Annotated in this window: 16 protein-coding genes; 3 read left to right on the top strand and 13 right to left on the bottom strand. The window is 59.6% G+C overall.

Features of this window, described 5'->3' with window-relative positions; genetic code table 11:
- The first annotated feature begins 6 nt into the window (after positions 1 to 6).
- Positions 7 to 453 carry an excinuclease gene (locus IB250_RS27605; protein WP_192346769.1) on the top strand — a complete coding sequence of 149 codons (447 nt, stop codon included), beginning with the start codon at positions 7 to 9 and terminating at the stop codon, positions 451 to 453.
- Positions 454 to 660: 207 nt separating this feature from the next.
- Here IB250_RS27605 and IB250_RS27600 read toward each other — a convergent pair whose 3' ends face one another.
- Entirely contained in the window at positions 661 to 1,044 is a 384-nt protein-coding gene (locus IB250_RS27600) for a type II toxin-antitoxin system PemK/MazF family toxin (protein WP_192346767.1), read from the bottom strand.
- 98 nt (positions 1,045 to 1,142) lie between these two features.
- Positions 1,143 to 2,045, bottom strand: coding sequence for a LysR family transcriptional regulator (locus IB250_RS27595; RefSeq protein ID WP_192346765.1), 903 nt, complete (start codon positions 2,043 to 2,045; stop codon positions 1,143 to 1,145).
- Between the two features lie 152 nt (positions 2,046 to 2,197).
- Here IB250_RS27595 and IB250_RS27590 point away from each other — a divergent pair, with 152 nt between their 5' ends.
- The gene (locus IB250_RS27590; RefSeq protein WP_412548358.1) at positions 2,198 to 3,439 is read left to right on the top strand and encodes an MFS transporter; all 1,242 of its coding nucleotides are present in this window, start codon (positions 2,198 to 2,200) and stop codon (positions 3,437 to 3,439) included.
- Between the two features lie 171 nt (positions 3,440 to 3,610).
- Here IB250_RS27590 and hemE read toward each other — a convergent pair whose 3' ends face one another.
- From hemE to IB250_RS27535, 11 genes are all read right to left on the bottom strand, one after another.
- Entirely contained in the window at positions 3,611 to 4,678 is a 1,068-nt protein-coding gene (hemE, locus tag IB250_RS27585) for a uroporphyrinogen decarboxylase (protein WP_008067641.1), read from the bottom strand.
- 251 nt (positions 4,679 to 4,929) lie between these two features.
- Positions 4,930 to 6,348, bottom strand: coding sequence for an FAD-dependent oxidoreductase (locus tag IB250_RS27580; RefSeq protein WP_192346761.1), 1,419 nt, complete (start codon positions 6,346 to 6,348; stop codon positions 4,930 to 4,932).
- A gap of 33 nt (positions 6,349 to 6,381) precedes the next feature.
- Complete coding sequence (gltB, locus tag IB250_RS27575) at positions 6,382 to 10,827, bottom strand: glutamate synthase large subunit (RefSeq protein WP_192346759.1); 4,446 nt, start codon at positions 10,825 to 10,827, stop codon at positions 6,382 to 6,384.
- Between the two features lie 350 nt (positions 10,828 to 11,177).
- Entirely contained in the window at positions 11,178 to 12,764 is a 1,587-nt protein-coding gene (locus tag IB250_RS27570; RefSeq protein ID WP_192346757.1) for an SPOR domain-containing protein, read from the bottom strand.
- Between the two features lie 10 nt (positions 12,765 to 12,774).
- Complete coding sequence (gene aroB / locus IB250_RS27565; protein ID WP_192346755.1) at positions 12,775 to 13,875, bottom strand: 3-dehydroquinate synthase; 1,101 nt, start codon at positions 13,873 to 13,875, stop codon at positions 12,775 to 12,777.
- Positions 13,876 to 14,025: 150 nt separating this feature from the next.
- Positions 14,026 to 14,544, bottom strand: coding sequence for a shikimate kinase AroK (gene aroK / locus IB250_RS27560; protein WP_192346753.1), 519 nt, complete (start codon positions 14,542 to 14,544; stop codon positions 14,026 to 14,028).
- A gap of 4 nt (positions 14,545 to 14,548) precedes the next feature.
- Entirely contained in the window at positions 14,549 to 16,624 is a 2,076-nt protein-coding gene (pilQ, locus tag IB250_RS27555; RefSeq protein WP_192346751.1) for a type IV pilus secretin PilQ, read from the bottom strand.
- A gap of 13 nt (positions 16,625 to 16,637) precedes the next feature.
- Positions 16,638 to 17,165 (bottom strand): pilus assembly protein PilP, encoded by a 528-nt coding sequence (locus IB250_RS27550; RefSeq protein ID WP_123499940.1) that lies wholly within the window; start codon positions 17,163 to 17,165, stop codon positions 16,638 to 16,640.
- Positions 17,162 to 17,785 carry a type 4a pilus biogenesis protein PilO gene (pilO, locus tag IB250_RS27545; protein ID WP_008067650.1) on the bottom strand — a complete coding sequence of 208 codons (624 nt, stop codon included), beginning with the start codon at positions 17,783 to 17,785 and terminating at the stop codon, positions 17,162 to 17,164. Before pilO ends, IB250_RS27550 begins: the two co-directional genes overlap by 4 nt.
- Positions 17,782 to 18,348 carry a PilN domain-containing protein gene (locus IB250_RS27540; protein WP_192346749.1) on the bottom strand — a complete coding sequence of 189 codons (567 nt, stop codon included), beginning with the start codon at positions 18,346 to 18,348 and terminating at the stop codon, positions 17,782 to 17,784. The genes pilO and IB250_RS27540 overlap by 4 nt, the downstream gene beginning before the upstream one ends.
- Complete coding sequence (locus IB250_RS27535; RefSeq protein WP_192346747.1) at positions 18,348 to 19,412, bottom strand: pilus assembly protein PilM; 1,065 nt, start codon at positions 19,410 to 19,412, stop codon at positions 18,348 to 18,350. Before IB250_RS27535 ends, IB250_RS27540 begins: the two co-directional genes overlap by 1 nt.
- Before the next feature lie 220 nt (positions 19,413 to 19,632).
- On the opposite strand from IB250_RS27535, the gene IB250_RS27530 reads away from it, so the two are divergent.
- Positions 19,633 to 22,077: a penicillin-binding protein 1A gene (locus tag IB250_RS27530; protein WP_412548357.1), complete on the top strand. Its 2,445-nt coding sequence runs from the start codon at positions 19,633 to 19,635 to the stop codon at positions 22,075 to 22,077.
- The last annotated feature ends 202 nt before the right edge of the window (positions 22,078 to 22,279 follow it).

Raw genomic sequence — 22,279 nt, 5'->3', positions numbered from 1 at the left:
ACCTTCATGCACTTCAAGAAACTCGCTGCCGCCACCACCCTGCTGATCTGCGCATTGCCGAGCATCAGCCAGGCCCGTGACACCGCGGTGTATCTGCCTTTTGACAAAGCCGTCGCCGAAGCAACCCGCGCCGGCAAAATCGATGGCAGCGTGAAGTTCTACCTGGCAGGCAATACACCGACTGGCAACGTCACCGTGCTCAGCGCTGGCGCTGTAACCAACAAGAAAACCAACGCCTTCAACAAGTCTGACGAAGTGGCCTGCGAATGGGTCGCGCAATCGGCAATCATCAGCCTGCACCAGGCAGCGAAAAACGCCGGCGCCAACGCCGTGACCAACATCGTCAGCTTCTACAAGAAAAATGAGCGCAAGGATGCCAAGACTTATGAGTGCCACGCTGGGGCGCTCATGGCGGGCGTTGCGCTGAAAGGGGATTTGGCGAAGGTTCAGTAACACCAGAAACGACAAAGGGCGCCTTTCGGCGCCCTTTCACAAACAGGTCGGCTTGTCATTGCCCTTTACCTGTCTGGCTCTGCGATGGCTGGTTGCCCAGGATCCTCAGAGTCTCACAAGCCCCTTTCGGGAACGTCAGGAGTATTGCTTTAAATTGAACGGACGACAACGGCTGGCAATTCGCCGGTCGCGCCATCTTTAGTGCCATCACAGACCCAGAGCGCTACGTACTGCGGCTTTGATTGCAAAAAATTCATCTGTTGCAAGTTGTGAAATGAGATAAACACGCTTTCCCTGACGATCCCGACTTTTGATCCGGTCCAGTCTGGAGAGACTTACCGTCGCAACCATGTCGCATTTTGCCCAGCAGGCCGGACTGGCTCCGTGCAGATGATTCGCAAGCTTCAGATGATGGTCAAGTACACAGTCCGGGGCGGTGGTGCTCAGGGGTACGACTGTCACCAACAAACTATTGGTCCTGTGTTTGCGTATGACGACAACAGGTCTGACCTTGATCATCTCCGGGACTTCATAACCCCTGAAGTCGCAAATCAGTACGCTGCCTTCCTTGGGTTGATATCGAAGTGGCATCCATGGCACTCATCGAAAAAAAACGATTCTGCGCAAGAACCGGGCAAATACCAAGGCAGATCCGTAACCTGAAATGTCCCTCTTTCGGGCGCTCGCAGTTATGGTGTTAACGGTTCAACCTTACGCGTCAACAACTCCACAAACGCCTTGGCCATCGGCGACTTCTGATCCTTACGCTGCACCAGCCACACCGCCGACACCGCTTCCGGGTCAAGCAAAGGCCGATACACAACACCATCAATACGCATCCGCTGATACGACGCCGGCAACACCGACACTCCCAAACCTGCCGCCACCAACCCGATAATCGTCATCGCCTCGCCAGCCTCTTGCGCGAAGTGCGGGCTGAAACCGGCATCCCGCGCCAGGCTGAGCAGCTGTGCATACAAACCACTGCCATAGCTGCGCGGGAAAAATACGAATGGTTCGAGGGCTAGCGCCGAGAGGAATAAACCTTCTTCGCTGCCATTCACCAGCGGATGCTTGGAGCTGAGGACCGCCACCAGTGGCTCGCGCATCAATTCCACTACGCTGAGCGAGTCCGGCAGCCCAAGCGGCCGCATGATCCCGACTTCGATTGATTCGTCCACCAGTGCATCGGCCACTTGGGTGCTGCTCATCTCCCGCAGGTTCAAGTGCACTGCCGGGAAGCGCTGGCGAAACGAGAAAATCGCCTGGGGAATGGTCGAGTTGAACGGTGCCGACGAGGTGAAGCCGATCTTCAGTTCACCCAACTCACCGAGTTGTGCCCGCCGTGCAACATCGGCCGCTTTGTCGACCTGAGCCAGCACCAACCGCGCCTCTTCCAGAAACAATCGCCCCGCCTCACTGAGTTCGACCCGACGATTGGTCCGTTCAAATAGACGTGTTCCCACCTCCTGCTCCAGCGCCTGAATCTGCTGGCTCAGCGGTGGTTGCGAGATGCCCAGCACCTGGGCGGCGCGGCCGAAATGCAGTTCTTCGGCGACTGCAATGAAGTAGCGCAGGTGGCGCAATTCCATGAAAACTCCATTAGGTCGTTAAACCTATCAAACAGGTCGAACAATATATTGGATTGAATCATTAGCCAGCTATATGATTTTTTCATTGCCTGACCGGCTGCGCCCCTCCGAGGTCCGAAGTGAAAACTGCTGTCGCCCCACTCGCCCATGAAATTCCGCCCACTGCGCTGGATGATGTCGTCGCCGAGCGAAGCGAGATCTATATCGAAAAAGGCACGCCGATGTTCATGCGCACGGTGCTGGCGCTGTTCTCGGGCGGTTTCGCGACCTTTGCCCTGCTGTATTGCGTGCAGCCGATGATGCCGCTGCTGTCACACGAATTTTCCATCAACGCAGCCCAGAGCAGCCTGATCCTGTCGGTCGCCACCGGCATGCTCGCCATCGGCTTGCTGATCACCGGCCCCATCTCTGATCGCATCGGGCGTAAATCGGTGATGGTCGCTGCGCTGTTCGCCGCCGCTTTCTGCACCATGGCCAGCGCAATGATCCCGAGCTGGCAAGGCGTGCTGGTGATGCGGGCGCTGGTGGGGTTGTCGTTGAGCGGTCTGGCGGCGGTGGCGATGACTTACCTGAGCGAAGAAATCCATCCGCAGCACCTTGGCCTGGCCATGGGCTTGTACATCGGTGGCAACGCTATTGGCGGCATGTGTGGGCGATTGATCGTCGGGGTATTGATCGACTTCGTCAGCTGGCATACGGCGATGCTGGTCATCGGTGGCCTGGCGCTGATTGCCGCAGCGGTGTTCTGGAAGATCCTTCCCGAGTCGCGCAACTTCCGCGCCCGCTCGTTGCATCCGCGCAGCCTGCTCGACGGCTTCACCATGCACTTTCGCGATGCCGGCCTACCACTGCTGTTCCTTGAGGCGTTCGTGCTGATGGGTGCGTTCGTCACGCTGTTCAACTACATCGGCTATCGCTTGCTGGCCGAGCCGTACCATATGGACCAGGCGTTCGTCGGGCTGCTCTCGGTGGTGTACCTGTCGGGCATCTACAGCTCGGCAAAAATCGGCGCCCTGGCCGACCAGCTCGGCCGGCGCAAAGTGCTCTGGGCAACCATCGTGCTGATGATCGCTGGCCTCGCCCTGACCATGCTCACGCCGTTGCCGGTGGTGATCATTGGCATGCTGATCTTCACCTTTGGCTTCTTCGGTGCGCATTCAGTGGCCAGTAGCTGGATTGGTCGCCGAGCGATCAAGGCCAGAGGACAGGCGTCGTCGTTGTACCTGTTCAGCTATTACGCCGGGTCGAGTATCGCGGGTACAGCGGGCGGCGTGGCCTGGCACTTGGGTGGCTGGAACGGGACCGGGTTGTTTATTGGCGGGTTGTTGGTGATTGCGCTGTTGGTGGCATTGAAGCTGGCGAAGTTGCCGCCGTTGGGCGATGTGAAGGCTTGACACAAAACCTTGTGGGAGCGGGCTTGCTCGCGAAAGCGGTGGATCAGTCAACATCGATGTTGAATGTTCAACCGCTTTCGCGAGCAAGCCCGCTCCCACATTGACTGAGTACTACCTGATGTCTCATACAAAAACGCCCGGCAAAGCCGGGCGTTTTTTATTGGGCCACGATCACTCGTGATACTGCGCCGACAGCTCATGCACCGCACGCAGGAACGCACCGGCATGTTCCGGATCGACTTCCGGGGTGATGCCATGACCGAGGTTGAACACGTGGCCGCTGCCCTTGCCGTAGCTGGCGAGAATGCGACCAACTTCGGCGCGGATGGCTTCTGGCTTGGCGTAGAGCACGGTCGGGTCCATGTTGCCTTGCAGGGCGACTTTGTTGCCGACGCGCTGGCGGGCTTCACCAATGTCGCAGGTCCAGTCCAGGCCCAGCGCATCCGCGCCAGCGTCAGCGATGCTTTCCAGCCACAGGCCACCGTTCTTGGTGAACAGGATGACCGGCACTTTGCGGCCTTCGTGCTCGCGGATCAGGCCGCTGACGATTTTACGCATGTAGGCCAGGGAGAATTCCTGGTAGGCCGCTGCGGAGAGGTTACCGCCCCAGGTGTCGAAGATCTGCACCGCTTGCGCGCCGGCCATGATCTGGCCGTTGAGGTACGAAGTGACCGACTGTGCGAGCTTGTCCAGCAGCAAATGCATGGCTTGCGGGTTGTCGTAGAGCATGGCTTTGGTCTTGCGGAAGTCTTTCGACGAGCCGCCTTCGACCATGTAGGTCGCCAACGTCCATGGGCTGCCCGAGAAGCCGATCAGCGGCACGCGGCCGTTCAGTTCGCGACGGATGGTGCTGACCGCATCCATGACGTAGCCGAGATCTTTATGCGGATCAGGAATCGGCAGGGCTTCGATATCGGCCAGGGTGCTGATGACTTTCTTGAAGCGCGGACCTTCACCGGTTTCGAAGTACAGGCCTTGGCCCATGGCGTCCGGGATGGTGAGGATGTCGGAGAACAGGATCGCCGCGTCCAGTTGCGGATAGCGGTCGAGCGGCTGCATCGTGACTTCGCAAGCGAACGCCGGGTTCATGCACAGGCTCATGAAGTCACCGGCCTTGGCACGGCTGGCGCGGTATTCAGGCAGGTAGCGACCGGCCTGACGCATCATCCACACAGGGGTGACGTCTACGGGTTGCTTGAGCAGGGCGCGAAGGAAACGGTCGTTCTTCAGGGCAGTCATGTCGGCATCCGGAAAAAAAGTGCGGGCATTTTCTCAGAGCCGGGCGCAAAAGGCACGGCAAGAGCCGTTCCTTTTGTCTATCGGGTCAATTTGTCGCGGTGGAACACTGTCTTCGCAACACCACAAAACGACTGTGGGAGCGGGCTTGCTCGCGAATGCGGTGTAACAGTCGACATCAATATTGACTGTTACACCGCCTTCGCGAGCAAGCCCGCTCCCACATTTGATCGCATTCCAGTTTTGGAAAGTGATCAGACCCCCAGGTAATCCAGGATCCCTTCAGCCGCATTGCGGCCTTCGAAGATCGCCGTCACCACCAGGTCGGAACCGCGGACCATGTCGCCACCGGCGAAGATTTTCGGGTTGCTGGTCTGGTGTTTGTACTGGCCTTGTTCCGGCGCCACGACGCGGCCCTGGCTGTCGGTCTGGATGCTGAACTGTTCGAACCACGATGCCGGGCTTGGGCGGAAACCGAAGGCGATGACCACGGCGTCGGCCGGGATGATCTCTTCGGAGCCCGGGATCGGCTCAGGGCTGCGACGGCCACGGGCGTCCGGTTCGCCGAGACGGGTCTCGACCACCTTCACGCCTTCGACACGGTCTTCACCGACGATCGCGATCGGCTGGCGGTTGTAGAGGAATTTCACGCCTTCTTCCTTGGCGTTCTTCACCTCTTTGCGCGAGCCCGGCATGTTCGCTTCGTCACGACGATAGGCACAGGTCACCGCTTTGGCGCCCTGGCGGATCGAAGTGCGGTTGCAGTCCATCGCCGTGTCGCCGCCACCCAGTACCACGACCTTCTTGCCTTTCATGTCGACGAAATCTTCCGGCGACTTTTCAAAGCCCAGGTTGCGGTTGACGTTGGCGATCAGGAAATCCAGCGCGTCATGCACACCCGGCAGATCCTCACCGGCAAAGCCGCCCTTCATGTAGGTGTAGGTGCCCATGCCCATGAACACGGCATCGTATTCTTCGAGCAGTTGCTCGATGGTCACGTCCTTGCCGATTTCGGTGTTCAGACGGAACTCGATGCCCATGCCGGTGAAGACTTCGCGGCGATTGCTCAGCACGGTCTTTTCCAGCTTGAACTCGGGGATGCCGAAGGTCAGCAGACCGCCGATTTCCGGGTTCTTGTCGAACACCACCGGGGTTACGCCGCCACGTACCAGCACGTCGGCACAGCCCAGGCCCGCAGGGCCCGCGCCGATCACCGCAACACGCTTGCCGGTCGGTTTGACCTTGGACATGTCCGGGCGCCAGCCCATGGCGAACGCGGTATCGGTGATGTACTTCTCGACCGAGCCGATGGTCACCGCACCAAAACCGTCGTTGAGGGTGCAGGCACCCTCACACAGACGATCCTGAGGACACACCCGGCCGCACACTTCCGGCAGGGTGTTGGTCTGGTGCGACAGCTCGGCGGCCTGCAGGATGTTGCCCTCGGCCACCAGTTTCAGCCAGTTGGGAATGAAGTTGTGCACCGGGCACTTCCATTCGCAATACGGGTTACCGCAACCCAGGCAGCGGTGGGCTTGATCGGCCGACTGCTGGGGCTTGAACGGTTCGTAGATTTCCACGAACTCTTTCTTGCGTTGACGCAACAGTTTCTTCTTCGGATCTTTGCGCCCGACATCGATGAACTGGAAGTCGTTATTCAGACGTTCAGCCATTGTTAAAACCTCATCAAACTCTTCAGGCGCATATCACTGCGGGTTGGCACGGGTGCTGGAAAGCAACGATTTCAGGTTGGCAGCCTTGGGCTTGACCAGCCAGAAACGACGCAGATAGTCATCGAGGTTTTCAGCGAGGTTACGACCCCACTCGCTGTCGGTTTCCTCGACGTATTCGTTCAGCACGCGTTGCAGGTGGCTGCGATAGGCTTCCATCGCCTCACCGCTGATCCGCTGGATTTCCACCAGTTCGTGGTTGACCCGGTCAACGAAGGTGTTGTCCTGGTCGAGCACGTAGGCGAAACCGCCGGTCATGCCTGAGCCGAAGTTGTAGCCAGTCTTGCCCAATACGCAGACAAAACCACCGGTCATGTACTCGCAGCAGTGATCGCCAGTGCCTTCCACGACAGTGTGAGCACCGGAGTTACGCACCGCGAAACGCTCGCCCGCGGTACCGGCGGCGAACAGCTTGCCCCCGGTGGCGCCATACAGGCAGGTGTTGCCGATAATGGCGCTGTCCTGAGTCTTGTAGATGCTGCCCTTCGGCGGAACGATGACCAGCTTGCCGCCGGTCATGCCCTTGCCGACGTAGTCGTTGGCATCGCCTTCCAGGTACATGTTCAGGCCGCCGGCGTTCCACACACCGAAGCTCTGACCCGCCGTGCCTTTGAAGCGGAAGGTGATCGGCGCGTTGGCCATGCCCTGGTTGCCGTGCTTGCGAGCAATTTCACCGGAGATCCGCGCGCCGATGGAACGGTCGCAGTTGCAGATATCCAGGGCGAAATCGGCACCGCTCATGTCGTTGATGGCCGAAGTGGCCAGGTCGACCATTTTCTCGGCCAGCAGACCTTTGTCGAACGGCGGGTTGCGGTCGACCTGGCAGAACTGAGGCTTGTCTGCCGGGATGTGATCGCTGCCCAGCAACGGGGTCAGGTCCAGGTGGTTCTGCTTGGCGGTCTGGCCTTCGAGGATTTCCAGCAGATCGGTACGGCCGATCAGCTCTTCGAGGGAGCGCACGCCCAGCTTGGCCAGCCACTCACGGGTTTCTTCGGCGACGTAGGTGAAGAAATTCACCACCATGTCGACGGTACCGATGTAGTGATCCTTGCGTAGCTTCTCGTTTTGAGTCGCAACGCCGGTGGCGCAGTTGTTCAGGTGGCAGATACGCAGGTATTTGCAGCCCAGGGCGATCATTGGCGCGGTGCCGAAGCCGAAGCTTTCAGCGCCGAGGATCGCCGCCTTGATCACGTCGAGGCCGGTTTTCAGGCCGCCGTCGGTCTGCACCCGGACTTTGCCGCGCAGGTCGTTGCCGCGCAGGGTCTGGTGGGTTTCGGCCAGGCCGAGTTCCCACGGTGCGCCCGCGTATTTGATCGAGGTCAGTGGCGATGCACCGGTACCGCCGTCGTAGCCGGAGATGGTGATCAAGTCCGCGTAGGCCTTGGCCACACCGGCAGCGATGGTGCCGACGCCGGCTTCTGCAACCAGCTTCACCGAGACCAATGCCTTCGGGTTGACTTGTTTCAAGTCGAAAATCAGCTGCGACAAGTCTTCGATCGAATAGATGTCGTGGTGCGGCGGAGGCGAAATCAGGGTCACGCCCGGCACTGCATAGCGCAGCTTGGCGATCAGACCGTTGACCTTGCCGCCAGGCAGCTGACCACCTTCGCCGGGCTTGGCGCCCTGAGCGACCTTGATCTGCAGCACTTCAGCGTTGACCAGGTATTCCGGGGTCACACCGAAACGACCCGTGGCGACCTGCTTGATTTTCGAGCTCTTGATGGTGCCGTAGCGCGCCGGGTCTTCGCCGCCTTCGCCGGAGTTGGAACGCGCACCGAGGCGGTTCATGGCTTCGGCCAGGGCTTCGTGGGCTTCCGGCGACAATGCGCCCAAAGAAATGCCCGCGGAGTCAAAGCGCTTGAGCACCGATTCCAGCGGTTCGATCTCGCTGATGTCCAGCGGTGTGTCCAGGGTTTTGACCTTGAACATATCGCGGATCATCGACACCGGACGGTTATCCACCAGCGCCGTGTATTCCTTGAACTTGCTGTAGTCGCCCTGCTGCACAGCGGCTTGCAGGGTGCTGACCACGTCCGGGTTGTAGGCGTGATATTCGCCACCATGGACGAACTTCAGCAGGCCGCCTTGCTGGATCGGCTTGCGCGGGCTCCAGGCTTCGGCCGCCAAAGCTTTCTGCTCGGCTTCGATGTCGACGAAACGCGCGCCCTTGATGCGGCTTGGCACACCACGGAAGCTCAGTTCGCAGACTTCTTCGGACAGGCCGATGGCTTCGAACAACTGCGCACCGCGATACGACGTGATGGTTGAAATGCCCATCTTCGACAGGATCTTGAGCAGGCCCTTGGTGATCCCTTTGCGGTAGTTCTTGAACACCTCATAGAGGTCGCCCAGCACTTCACCAGTGCGGATCAGGTCGCCCAGCACTTCGTAGGCCAGGAACGGATAAACCGCCGAAGCACCGAAACCGATCAGCACTGCGAAGTGATGCGGATCGCGAGCGGTAGCGGTTTCCACCAGGATGTTGGAGTCGCAACGCAGGCCTTTTTCGGTCAGGCGATGGTGCACCGCGCCGGTCGCCAGCGAAGCGTGGATCGGCAACTTGCCCGGAGCGATGTGACGGTCACTCAGCACGATCTGGGTGCGACCGGCGCGAACGGCTTCTTCAGCCTGATCGGCGACATTGCGCACTGCGGCTTCGAGGCCGACGCTCTCGTCGTAGTTGAGGTCGATGATCTGGCGTTCAAAGCCTGGACGATCGAGGTTCATCAGCGAGCGCCACTTGGCCGGGGAAACGACCGGCGAGCTGAGGATCACGCGCGAGGCGTGTTCCGGCGACTCCTGGAAGATGTTGCGCTCGGCGCCGAGGCAGACTTCCAGCGACATGACGATGGCTTCGCGCAGCGGGTCGATCGGCGGGTTGGTGACCTGCGCGAACTGCTGACGGAAATAGTCGTACGGCGTACGCACACGCTGGGACAGCACGGCCATCGGCGTATCGTCGCCCATCGAGCCGACGGCTTCGTAGCCTTGTTCGCCGAGCGGACGCAGCACCTGGTCGCGCTCTTCGAACGTGACCTGATACATCTTCATGTACTGCTTGAGCTGATCGACGTCGTAGAACGCCGAACCATGGTCGTTGTCTTCCATGGTCGCCTGGATGCGCAGGGCATTCTTGCGCAGCCATTGCTTGTATGGATGACGGGACTTCAAACGGTTGTCGATGGCATCGGTGTCGAGGATCTGACCGGTTTCGGTGTCCACGGCAAAGATCTGGCCAGGGCCAACGCGGCCCTTGGCGATCACGTCTTCAGGCTGGTAGTTCCAGACACCGATTTCCGAGGCCAGGGTGATGAAGCCGTTTTTGGTGGTGACCCAACGCGCCGGACGCAGACCGTTACGGTCGAGCAGGCACACCGCGTAACGACCATCGGTCATTACCACGCCGGCCGGGCCGTCCCACGGTTCCATGTGCATCGAGTTGTATTCGTAGAACGCGCGCAGATCCGGGTCCATGGTTTCGACGTTCTGCCACGCAGGCGGAATGATCATCCGCACGCCACGGAACAGGTCGATACCACCGGTGACCATCAACTCGAGCATGTTGTCCATGCTGGAGGAGTCGGAACCTACGCGGTTCACCAGCGGGCCGAGTTCTTCCAGATCCATCAGATCGTTGGTGAACTTGGTGCGACGGGCCTGAGCCCAGTTGCGGTTGCCGGTGATGGTGTTGATCTCGCCATTGTGGGCGAGGAAGCGGAACGGCTGAGCCAGCGGCCATTTCGGCAAGGTGTTGGTGGAGAAGCGCTGGTGGAACACGCAGATTGCGGTTTGCAGGCGCTGGTCGCTCAGGTCTGGATAGAAGGCGGTCAGGTCCGCCGGCATCATCAGGCCTTTATAAATGATGGTCTTGTGGGAAAAGCTGCAGATGTAGTGATCGACGTCGGCGGCGTTGGCCACGGACGAACGACGACGGGCACTGAACAGCTTGATCGCCATGTCCTGATCGCTCAGGCCTTCACCGCCGATGTAGACCTGCTCGATTTGCGGCAGGCGCTCAAGGGCCAGGCGGCCGAGGACGCTGGTGTCGATCGGCACTTTGCGCCAGCCGACCAGTTGCAGGCCTTCGGCCAGGATCTCGCGGTTCATGTTCTCGCGAGCGGCTTCGGCTTTCACCGGGTCCTGGTTGAAGAAGACCATGCCCACCGCATATTGCTTGGGCAGTTCGACACCGAAGGTTTCCTGGGCGATGGCTCGCAGGAATACATCCGGCTTTTGAATCAGCAGACCGCAACCGTCACCGGTCTTGCCGTCGGCGTTGATCCCACCGCGGTGGGTCATGCAGGTCAGGGCCTCAATGGCCGTTTGCAAAAGGGTATGACTGGGCTCGCCCTGCATATGGGCTATCAGGCCGAAACCGCAGTTATCCTTGAATTCATCTGGTTGGTACAGACCTGCTTTCATAGACACTTTCTCACCAGGCTGCCTCTTATCGAGGCAAATTTCTTTTCAATTCAGCCAGTTACCATCCACGCCGAACGTACGCCAGCTTTGCGGGGGCAAAAGGGAGGTCATTGTACACACCGACACAGAGGCTCACAAATTTGACGACGAAATGTCGCAAATCTATGTCGCATTTGTGAAAGGTTTAAAGCGATATGCTGTGCTAGTCAAAACTTTTTTAATTTTGACCGCAACGACTCAAAGACCACTGTGACGCAGACACCACAAGGCACGCGGTCTGTAGAGACGGCATGCGCTTGCAGAAATTTTGAGGTGCTTGGAGAGGCGGCCTGGGTAAGGCCGCCGAATCTTCAGCGAGTTGTTGCCAGTTCCTGTTGGACGCTGGCGACAGTGCGAGGCCAAGGTTTACCAGCCTGAACCTTCGCTGGCAAGGCTTTGATGGCGGTAACGGCTGCATCGCGGTTGGCGAAGCTACCGTAGGTGATGACGTAAAGCGGCTTGCCGTTGAGGACTTTCTTGAAATAACGGTACTCGCCGCCCTGCTCTTTGACGAAGCTTTGCGCGGCCGATTCGGAGCTGGTGCCGAGGATTTGCACCACGTAGTTACCCGGCGCCTGGCCTGCGTACCAGCTGCCACCGGCGGCTTTAGCCACGGCGACTGGCTTCTCGGCAGGTTTGGCGGCGGCGACCGGCTTGGCGGGCGCTGGAGCCGGTTTGGCAACAGGTGCAGGCGCTGGCTTGGCGGTCGCGACCTGAGTCGGCGCTGGAACCGGTTTGGCCGCAGGCGTTGGCGCCGGCCCCGGCTGGATGCCGGCAGGCGGCGCAGTCGTGGTCACGGTTGGCGGTGTAGCGCTGGAACCTTCGACCGGCACGCCGTCGTCGCCTTCGGTGATACCACCGGCCGCTTCGGCCAACGGGCCACGCATTACCGGCTGCGAGTTGCCGACCAACGGCAATGGCATCGGTTGTGAATTACCGGCGAACTCTACGGCGGGAGCGCCACTGCTGTCAGTTTGTGGCGCGCCCTGGCCCAATGGCAGTTGTGCCTGTTCATTGGCAGGCGCGCCGGTGGTCGGTGCTTTGCTGCGACCCGGCATCAACCAGGCGGCGGCTACCGCGACCACGACTACGGCGGAAATCGCCAATACGTGTTTCTTCGGCATGTTGAACCCCATACTTGGACGCTTCACCGCTGAGCGGCTGGCAATCATGGCTTCGATCATTGCATCGCGGGCGACCTGATTGATGTTGCCAGGCCAACCGTCGGAGCTTTCGTGAATATCAGAGATCTGATCCGCGGTGAAAAGTTCGATACCCCGGCCAGCGCCTTCAAGACGCTGATCCAGATATTCGCGGGTTTCTTCTTCGGTGTAAGGCTGCAATTCGATGACGTGGAAACGCTCTTCCTCAAGGCTCAGCGCGTCAAGTTGAGCAATCAGCGAGGACTCGCCGAACAGGAACACGTGAGGGCGACCTTCCGGCGCGCCCGCAGCTAAAGCCAGCAAGGCTTCCAGCGCGGATTCGTCGAGTTGCTCGGCATCATCCACCAGCAAATAGACTTCCTGCCCCGTGAGAGCAAGCTGTACCACCTGGGCCAGGACGGCGCCGATTTCGGCCTGTTCGACATTCAGCGCCTGAGCCACCTGACGCAGCACACCAGCCGCATCGCCGGCGCCACGGGCGGAAACCACCACGCTCTGCACTGACTGTTTGTTGGTGCTGGCCACCAGGGCCTGACGCAACAGAGTTTTGCCGCTGCCTTGAGGGCCAGTGACCACCAGCAACAACTGGCTGTAACGGGCCAGATGATGCAGTTGCCCCAGCACCGGTTTGCGCTGGGCCGGGAAAAATTTGAAGCCAGGCACCCGTGGAGCGAAAGGGTCATGACTTAACTGGTAATGGCCGAGGAAAGCCTCGTCGGCATGCAAACTAGTCATCGGGATCTTATTAACCTTTAAGCTGAGCCAGGGCGCGGTAATCCGCTCCCAGCGTGGCCTGTAAAACCTCTTTCGGATAATCGTCGGTCACCACTGCTTCGCCCATGTGGCGCAGCAGCACCAGGCGCAAACGACCGTCGATCACTTTCTTGTCAATTGCCATGTGCTCGAGAAAATCGGCTTCAGTCATCTCTTGCGGCGGGATGACCGGCAGGCCGGCCCGCTGGAACAGGCGAATACCGCGATCACGCTCCTGTTCGCTGATCCAGCCCAGGCGCGCGGACATCTCCAAAGCCATTACGGTGCCAGCAGCGACTGCTTCACCATGAAGCCAGACACCATAGCCCATATGGGTTTCGATCGCGTGGCCAAAGGTGTGGCCCAGGTTCAACGTGGCACGAACGCCCGTCTCTTTCTCGTCAGCACCCACCACCGCAGCCTTGGCCGCGCAGGAGCGTTCGATGGCATAAGTCAGGGCGGTCTGGTCCAGCGCTCGCAGGCGATCGACGTTATCTTCGAGCCAGGTCAGGAATGGCTCGTCGCAGATCAGCCCGTATTTGATGACTTCCGCCAGCCCGGCGGACAGTTCTCGGGGCGGCAGAGTATTGAGAGTGGCGGTATCGATCAGCACCACATTGGGCTGATAGAAAGCGCCGACCATGTTCTTGCCCAGCGGGTGATTGATTCCGGTCTTGCCGCCCACCGAAGAGTCGACTTGCGACAACAACGTGGTCGGTATCTGGATGAAATCGACGCCTCGCTGGTAGCAGGCGGCCGCAAAACCGGCCATGTCACCGATCACACCGCCACCGAGAGCGATCACCGTGGTACGGCGATCATGCCGTGCAGTCAGCAGACCGTCGAAAATCAGTTGCAGGGTTTCCCAGGTCTTGAAGGCTTCGCCGTCGGGCAGCACCACGGAAATCACCGAGAACTGCGCGAGGCTGCGGGTCAGACGCTCCAGGTAGAGCGGCGCGACGGTCTCGTTGGAGATGATCGCTACTTGCCGCCCGCGGATATGCGGGGCCAGCAGCTCAGGCTGATCCAACAAACCTTCGCCAATATGAATCGGGTAGCTGCGCTCGCCTAGATCGACCTTGAGTGTCTGCATGTGTCCCCACAGTGAAGATGGAATCAGGCGTCCTGCCTTGAGTTTACGAATTCCATGGCGTCTGCTGGTGTGACGCCATTCGGTAGCCAGCCGCCACAACCTTGAGCGACTGCGACAGGACGCCGAGGATAGCGCATTTCGCGCCGCGCATTAACGGGGCGGTAGCTGCTGCAAGCGTTCGAGGATATCGAGCACCACCATCCGCGGCGGCCGCTCATCGGTTTCAACCACCAGATCGGCGATTTCCCGATACAGCGGATCACGGATCGCCAGCAAGTCCCGCAGGGTTTTCGCCGGGTCGGCGGTGCGCAGCAGTGGCCGATTGCGGTCGCGAGCTGTTCGGCCGACCTGCTGCTCGACCGACGCATGCAGATAGACCACCCGACCACCCGCGTGCAGCGCCTGGCGATTGGCTTCGCGCATCACTGCGCCGCCACCAGTCGCCAATACCACGCCGTCGCACGCGCACAGCTCGGCGATCATTGCCTGCTCGCGGTCACGAAAGCCCGGTTCGCCTTCCTTATCGAAAATCCACGGGATATTGGCGCCCGTGCGCAATTCAATTTCCTTATCGGAATCTTTGAACGGCAGGCGCAGCTCTTTGGCCAGCAACCGGCCGATGGTGCTTTTACCAGCCCCCATCGGTCCAACAAGAATCAAATTTCGCACAGAATCAATGACTCACAGCAATCGCCTGATTGTTCATGATACGCGGAGTGAGAAATACCAGCAGCTCGGATTTTTTCTCCGAAACCACGTCACGCCGGAAAAGGCGGCCAAGATACGGCACATCGCCGAGAAATGGCACCTTATCTACAACCTTGCTCTGAGTATTTGAGAAAACCCCACCAATGACGATGGTCTCGCCGTCGTTAACCAACACCTTGGCGTTGACCTCGTTTTTCTTGATCGGCGGTACATCCTGCACTTTGTTCAGGTAGTCCGGTTCATCCTTGGTGACCTTGACCTCCATGATGATGCGGTTGTCCGGCGTGATCTGCGGGGTCACTTCCAGGGACAGCGAAGCTTCCTTGAATGACACCGAGGTGGCGCCGCTGGAACTGGCTTCCTGATACGGAATCTCGGTGCCTTTGAGGATTTTCGCGGTTTCCTTGTCGGACGTGACCACTTTAGGTTGCGAGACGATTTCGCCGTTGCCGGTTTTCTCCATGGCCGAAAGCTCAAGGTCCAGCAGCACGTTGTCGGTAATGAAGGCGATGCCGATCCCCGAAGTATTGCCAGAGGTCCCCAAGTCGACGAACGGCGAGTTGGTACTGGTGCTGCCCGGCGTACCAATGGTGGTCGAAGAGCCGTTGACCCCGGACGTGTTCCAGTTGCCCTTCTGCGCCGAACCACCCCAACGCACGCCAAGGCTTTTGTCGTAATCGACGTTGGCCTCGACGATGCGCGCCTCGATCATCACCTGACGCACCGGAATATCCAGCTGCGCAACGATACGACGCAGCTCGTCGAGGCGATCCTGGGTCTGGTAGGCAATGATGTTGTTGGTCCGCTCATCGACAGTGATTGAACCTCGTTCGTCGACTTTCGCTTCGGCGCTGGTCACTGACTGGAACAGCTTGGCGATATCGGCGGCCTTGGCGTAGTTGACCTGTAGCAGCTCACGACGCAGAGGCGCCAGTTCGGAGATCTGCTTCTGCGATTCCAGTTCCTGACGCTCTCGGGCAGCGATTTCATCAGCCGGCGCCACCAGCAGCACGTTACTAATCTTGCGCTTATCCAGACCTTTGGTTTTCAACACCAGGTCCAGCGCCTGATCCCATGGCACATTCTGCAGACGCAACGTGATGCCACCCTGCACCGTGTCGCTGGCCACCAGATTGAGGTTGGTGAAATCGGCGATCAGCTGCAGCACCGAGCGCACATCTATGTCCTGGAAATTCAGCGAGAGTTTTTCGCCGGTGTAGGCAAAGCGTTCGGTGTTGCGCTTCTGCAAGTCATCGACAGTCATCGGCCGGATGCTGATGGTCAGTTTGTTGTCGGTCTGATAGGTCGAATAATCGAAGGCGCCACTGGGCTCGATACTGATGATGGCCCGATCGCCCGTGGCGCTGGCGTTGACGAACTGCACCGGCGTAGCGAAATCCTTGACGTCGAGGCGTACACGCAACCGTTCAGGCAACTGGGTCTTGGTGAAACCGACGATGATCTTGCCATCGCGCTCCTGGATGTCCGGAGCGACGGACGGATCCGACAGATCGATGACCACATTGCCCTCACCCTGGGTGCCGCGCTGGAAATCCACGCCCCGGATGGCTTTGCCCACGGGTGCATTGACCCTGGCGGGCGCTGGCGTCGCAGTGGCTGCGCGCGGTGCGCTGGCGGCCGGTTTGGGCGCCTTGCTACCGGCCCCTTGCCCGACAACCACGAACAAATTGTTGCCTTCGACGCGAGCGTTGTATGGCGTCAATTGAGTCAGGCTGATGATCAGCCGCGTACGGTCCTTGGCCTCAACGACCGTGGCGCTGCGGGCATTGCCGCCGCCCAGATCCCGATTCTTGTTCGCCAGCTGACTGGTGACCCCAGGCAGGTCCAGCGCAATCCGCGCAGGCTGCTCTGTCGTGTAACCGTGGGGCTGCGGTGGCGGCCCATCGAACGACAACTTCAACTCGACACGGTCACCGGGCAGCGCGGCGACATCCAGCGCTTTGAGGTTGGCCGCCAGCACCATCGGCGACAGAAACGCTATCCATAGCGAAATACCGAAGGTTGAGAAAATCCTGTTCATTATTCGAGTTCCACTATGAGTGCTCTTTCAAAGGGATGGTCCGCGGCCGTTCCAGCCAGGCGCCTTCGCCGTCAGGAACGATTTCGACCACGTCGACTTGCGAACCGCTGATGGCGACGATCCGCCCATCGTTACGCCCCAGGTAATCGCCGACTTTCAGCCGATGCACGCCGCCTGCCCCGCGCAGCAGCGCAAAGGAGCCGGTTGCATTGGAGAGGGTGCCGACCATTTCAAACTGTTCGATGTTGAAACCTTCGAGGTACTGTTTGACCCGGTTGGGGTCGGGTTTGACGTTACGCGAGCCGTGCTTCTGACCGGCCAGATCGACTCTGACCTGTCGGGAGAACGGGCTACGCAGGTTGGCAGCGTTATAGGTGAATGTCGGGTAAGACCGGAATGTCGGCGTTGGTTCAATTTTGCCGGGGGCACGCAGGCGCACTTCGTTCAGGTAGGCGTCCAGGTCGCTGAAATCATTGTCGCCGCCACAACCGGCCAGGATGACCAGGCACATAACCATCGACAGGCAACGAATCGGGCTCATTTCTGCAACCCCTTGTCGTTGTAGCGATAGGTCTTGGCCAGGATGCTCATGCGCAACTTCGGACCGCCATCGGGATTGGCCGGCGCCAGGTCGAAGTCATGCAGGGTGACGATCCGTGGCAGCCCGGCCACGCCGCTGACAAAAGTGGCCAGGTCGTGATAAGCGCCGGTGACGGTGATCTGGATAGGGAGCTCGATGTAGAACTGCTGGGTAGCCTCCGGGAGCAGCTTGATTTCTTCGAACTCCAGGCCGCTGCCCAGGCCGGTGCGGGTGATGTCCTCCAGCAAGCCGGGCACTTCGGTGTCGCTGGGCAATTGCCGCAAAAGCATGCCGAAGGAGTTTTCCATTTCCTTCATCTGCTGGGTATACAGCTCCAGATTCGCCGCCATATGGGCTTTGGTCGCGAATTGCTCCCTGAGCGTCGATTCTTCCTCGCGCCTGAGTTCCAGGTGGTTTTGCAGGTCACTGATCAAGAAGCTGTAGCCAAGGGTTAGCACCAGGACCATCAGCAGGACACTCGCCAGGACCTTGATCGCCGGAGGCCAGGAACCCATGTTGTTGGTGTCCAGATCGTTGATGTCGATCTGGCGCAACCCTTCGAACCATTCCGATGGTTTCATTTAGCGCCCCCCACAATCGCGGGCTGGGTCTGACGGACGGTCAACTGAAAGACATTGGCCTGATCCAGCTGACCGGCGGTGGTCGCCTTGACTTCCGTGAGGTTGGGCGCATCGAACCAATCGGAGGCATCAAGATTGCGCATCAGATCCGAAACCCGGTTGTTGGATTCCGCCGCGCCGGTGATGGACACGGTTTTGCCGACCATTTTCACTTCGGTGAAATAAACCCCGTCCGGCAAGGTACGCGCCAATTGATCGAAAATCCTCCCGCTGATCGGCCGGTTGCCTTGCAGGTCCTGAATAATGCGCATGCGCTCGACGAGCTGCTGTCGGCGAGCCTTCAGATCGCTGATCTGTTTGATCCGCTCGTCGACCACGGCAATCTGCTTGCCGATGTAATCGTTACGGGCGATTTGCCGATTAATGGCGCTGTTAATGACCTGGTCCGCAACCAGCAGCGCTGCCACCGCCCCCACTAGCACACCGACCAATGCCAGTAAAAAGCGTTTGCGACGCCCTTCGCGCAACTCTTCACGCCAGGGTAAAAGATTGATCCGCGCCATCAGTCGAAACTCCTGAGGGCCAGCCCGCAAGCAATCATCAGTGCCGGGGCATCGCTCGCCAGGGCACCGGCGTTGACCTTGCTGCTCAAGGTCATGTTGGAGAATGGATTGGCGACCTGGGTCGGCGTACCCAGTCGCTGCTCGATCAATCGCTCCAGCCCGGGGACCGAGGCGGTGCCGCCGGCCAGGAGGATGTGATCGACCGAGTTGTACTGGCCAGAAGCAAAGAAAAACTGCAATGAACGCGACACTTGCTGCACCAACGCATCACGAAATGGCTGCAAGACCTCGCTGACGTAATCGTCCGGCAAACCGCCCTGCTTCTTCGCCAGCCCCGCCTGTTCGACCGTCAAGCCATAACGACGCTGGATCTCTTCCGTCAGTTGACGGCCGCCGAACAATTGTTCGCGGGTGTAGATGATCCGCCCGTTGTGCAACACGCTCAGGGTGGTCATGGTGGCCCCGATATCGACCACCGCCACGGTCAGGCGCTCCTGAGAGGCGGCCAACTGGGTTGCCAGCAGGCCGAACGATCGCTCCAGGGCATAAGCTTCGACGTCGACCACGCGCGCGGTCAGCCCGGCCAGAGCCAGGGCCGCTTCACGGACCTCGACGTTTTCCTTGCGACACGCCGCCAGCAGCACACTGACCCGCTCGGGGTTGCGCGCCGACACGCCTTGCACCTCGAAATCGATCGCCACTTCATCCAGTGGATAAGGGATGTACTGATCGGCCTCGATCTTCAGTTGGTTTTCCATCTCGTCGTCGGAAAGACCGGCGTCCATCTCGATGGTCTTGGTGATCACCGCCGAACCGGCCACCGCCACGGCAACGTTCCTGAGGCTGGTTTTGGCCTTGGATAGCACGCGCGCAAGCGCCTGCCCCACCCCTTCGAGCTCGGCGATATTTTTCTCGACCACGGCGCTGGCAGGCAGCGGCTCGACCGCATAGGCCTCGACCCGGTACCGGTCGCCTTGACGACTGAGTTCCAGTAGCTTCACCGACGTAGAGCTGATGTCGATCCCCAGAAGCGTATTGGCTTTTTTATTGAAGAGTCCTAGCACTACCAATTCCCTATGACTATCCGTGAGTTACGGACTCTGTAATATCCATTGCGTTCAATACCCTCCGTCTTGACAGAAGCGCAAATGACGCTCCCCGACGGAAAAATGCTTATAATGCTGAGCGTTTTTTCCGCTTTCACTGCAAGCGCGGGTCATTCTGTGTATAGCCTGAACCCCTGATGCCTAATTCATTCTTTACCCTGGATATCCAAAAGCCTTGATTCGTCTGCTGAAATTTTTCGGTTGGTCCATCGTCGCCGTTTTCTGCGGACTGCTCCTGGGTCTGAGCGGCGCTTTTCTTTACCTTAGCCCCGGATTGCCATCCGTGGAGGCGCTGAGAAGTATTCAGTTGCAGATTCCTTTGCGGGTGTACAGCAGCGACAACAAGTTGATCGCAGAATTTGGCGAAATGCGCCGTACGCCAATCCGTTTCGCCGACATTCCCCCCAATTTCATTAATGCGTTACTAAGTGCTGAGGACGACAATTTCGCCAACCACTACGGCGTCGATCCCAGCAGCCTGATGCGTGCCGCCACCCAGCTGGTAAAAAGCGGACATATTCAGTCCGGCGGCAGCACCATCACCATGCAGGTAGCGAAGAACTTCTTCCTGACCAGCGAACGCAGCTTCTCGCGCAAAACCACCGAAATCCTCCTGGCCCTGCAGATCGAACGGCAGTTGACCAAGGACGAGATCCTCGAGCTGTACGTCAACAAGATCTATCTGGGCAACCGCGCCTACGGCATCGAAGCAGCGGCGCAGGTTTATTACGGCAAGTCGATTCGTGACGTGAGCCTGGCGCAGATGGCGATGATCGCCGGCCTGCCAAAAGCCCCGTCGCGCTTCAACCCGCTGGCCAACCCGACCCGCAGCAAAGAGCGTCGCGACTGGATCCTGGGACGCATGTATAAGCTCGGCAAAATTACCGAAGCCGACTACACCACTGCGATCAATGAGCCGCTGAACGCTAGCTACCATGTGCCGACTCCGGAAGTGAACGCGCCATACGTCGCCGAAATGGCCCGCGCCGAAATGGTCGGCCGCTATGGCAGCGATGCGTACACCGAGGGTTTCCGTGTCACCACCACGGTACCGAGCAATTTGCAGGAGATGGCCAACACCGCGGTTCATGAAGGCTTGATGACCTACGACCAACGGCACGGTTATCGCGGCCCCGAGTCACGCCTGCCGGGTAAAACCCGAGAGGCCTGGACTCAGGAGTTGACCAAACAGCGAATCATCAGCGGCCTGGAACCGGCGATCGTGACCCAGGTCGACAAGAACGGCGTGCAGGTGTTGACCCGCACGGGTACCGGCGAAGAGCATGTCGCCTGGGAAACCATGAAGTGGGCTCGTCCGTTCCTGAACACCAACAGCATGGGCGCCAATCCGAAGCAGCCGTCGGATGTCGCACAGGTCGGTGATCTGATTCGCGTGCAGCGCCAGCCAGACGGTTCGCTCAAATTCAGCCAGATTCCGCAGGCTCAAGGCGCACTGGTTTCCCTCGACCCGCAGAACGGCGCCATTCGTTCGCTGGTCGGCGGTTTCGCCTTCGAGCAGAGCAACTACAACCGCGCCATGCAGGCCAAACGTCAGCCGGGTTCGAGCTTCAAGCCGTTCGTCTACAGCGCCGCCCTGGACAACGGCTATACCGCCGCCAGCCTGGTGAACGACGCACCGATCGTGTTCGTCGACGAGTACCTGGACAAAGTCTGGCGTCCTAAGAACGACACCAACACCTTCCTCGGCCCGATCCGCATGCGTGAAGCGCTCTACAAGTCGCGCAACCTGGTATCGATCCGCCTGCTGCAAGCGCTGGGTGTCGACCGCACCATCGACTACATCAGCAAGTTCGGCTTCAACAAGCAGGACCTGCCGCGCAACCTGTCCCTGGCCTTGGGTACCGCGACCCTGACGCCAATGGAAATCGCCACCGGCTGGGCCACCTTCGCCAATGGCGGCTACAAGATCACCCCGTACATCATCGACAAGATCGAAAGCCGCAACGGCGACACGCTATTCGTCGCCAACCCGCCGAGCGTTCCGAAAGGCGCCGTAGCCAGCGATGGCATCGCCATGCCGGCCTCCGACACCTTCACGGTCAACGCTACCCCAGGCGAAGCACCGAGCGCCCAGCCAATGCCACAAACGCCGGCCGTGGCCGAGCGCATCATCGACGGGCGCACTACTTACATCCTCAACAGCATGCTTGAGGATGTGATCAAACTCGGCACCGGCCGCCGTGCGCTGGCGTTGGGTCGCAGCGACATCGCGGGCAAGACCGGTACCACCAACGAATCCAAGGACGCCTGGTTCTCCGGCTACAACGCCGATTACGTGACCACCGTCTGGACCGGCTTCGACCAACCGGAAAGCCTGGGCAAACGCGAGTTCGGCGGCACCGTTGCCTTGCCGATCTGGATGAACTACATGGCCGCGGCCCTCAAAGACAAACCGCCCCACACCCAAGCGGAACCCGAAGGCATTCTCAGCCTGCGCGTCGATCCGATCAGCGGCCGCGCGGCCACCCCAAGTACGCCAGGTGCCTACTTCGAACTGTTCAAGGCCGAAGACACGCCACCGTCGGTGAATGAGCTGAGCAACGGCAGTGTGCCGGGCAGCCCGCTACCAGCCGATGAGGCAGCGCCAATCGATTTGTTCTGATCGGATAGCGCAACGCAAAGCCCCGCCTTTGGAAGAAGAGCGGGGCTTTTTTTGGCCTGCCGATCGCTCCCATGCTCTGCGTGGGAATGCAGCCCGGGACACTCCGCGTCCCTTTCTAGAGCTGGAACGCGGAGCGTCCCTTGAGGCATTCCCACGCAGAGCGTGGGAACGATCAAACTCCCAGATACAAAAAAGCCCCGAC

It is taken from the genome of Pseudomonas sp. PDM09, assembly GCF_014852305.1.
Lineage (GTDB): Bacteria > Pseudomonadota > Gammaproteobacteria > Pseudomonadales > Pseudomonadaceae > Aquipseudomonas.
This window is presented reverse-complemented; position numbering and strand designations above follow the sequence as displayed.

What these genes read in the sequence shown, in the direction of transcription:
- IB250_RS27595 (WP_192346765.1), bottom strand. Translation starts at nt 2,045, where the DNA reads ATGGAATTGCGCCACCTGCGCTACTTCATTGCAGTCGCCGAAGAACTG.
- IB250_RS27550 (WP_123499940.1), bottom strand. Translation starts at nt 17,165, where the DNA reads ATGAGCCCGATTCGTTGCCTGTCGATGGTTATGTGCCTGGTCATCCTG.
- IB250_RS27540 (WP_192346749.1), bottom strand. Translation starts at nt 18,348, where the DNA reads ATGGCGCGGATCAATCTTTTACCCTGGCGTGAAGAGTTGCGCGAAGGG.
- hemE (WP_008067641.1), bottom strand. Translation starts at nt 4,678, where the DNA reads ATGACTGCCCTGAAGAACGACCGTTTCCTTCGCGCCCTGCTCAAGCAA.
- IB250_RS27570 (WP_192346757.1), bottom strand. Translation starts at nt 12,764, where the DNA reads ATGACTAGTTTGCATGCCGACGAGGCTTTCCTCGGCCATTACCAGTTA.
- aroB (WP_192346755.1), bottom strand. Translation starts at nt 13,875, where the DNA reads ATGCAGACACTCAAGGTCGATCTAGGCGAGCGCAGCTACCCGATTCAT.
- pilQ (WP_192346751.1), bottom strand. Translation starts at nt 16,624, where the DNA reads ATGAACAGGATTTTCTCAACCTTCGGTATTTCGCTATGGATAGCGTTT.
- IB250_RS27600 (WP_192346767.1), bottom strand. Translation starts at nt 1,044, where the DNA reads ATGCCACTTCGATATCAACCCAAGGAAGGCAGCGTACTGATTTGCGAC.
- IB250_RS27580 (WP_192346761.1), bottom strand. Translation starts at nt 6,348, where the DNA reads ATGGCTGAACGTCTGAATAACGACTTCCAGTTCATCGATGTCGGGCGC.
- IB250_RS27605 (WP_192346769.1), top strand. Translation starts at nt 7, where the DNA reads ATGCACTTCAAGAAACTCGCTGCCGCCACCACCCTGCTGATCTGCGCA.
- pilO (WP_008067650.1), bottom strand. Translation starts at nt 17,785, where the DNA reads ATGAAACCATCGGAATGGTTCGAAGGGTTGCGCCAGATCGACATCAAC.
- gltB (WP_192346759.1), bottom strand. Translation starts at nt 10,827, where the DNA reads ATGAAAGCAGGTCTGTACCAACCAGATGAATTCAAGGATAACTGCGGT.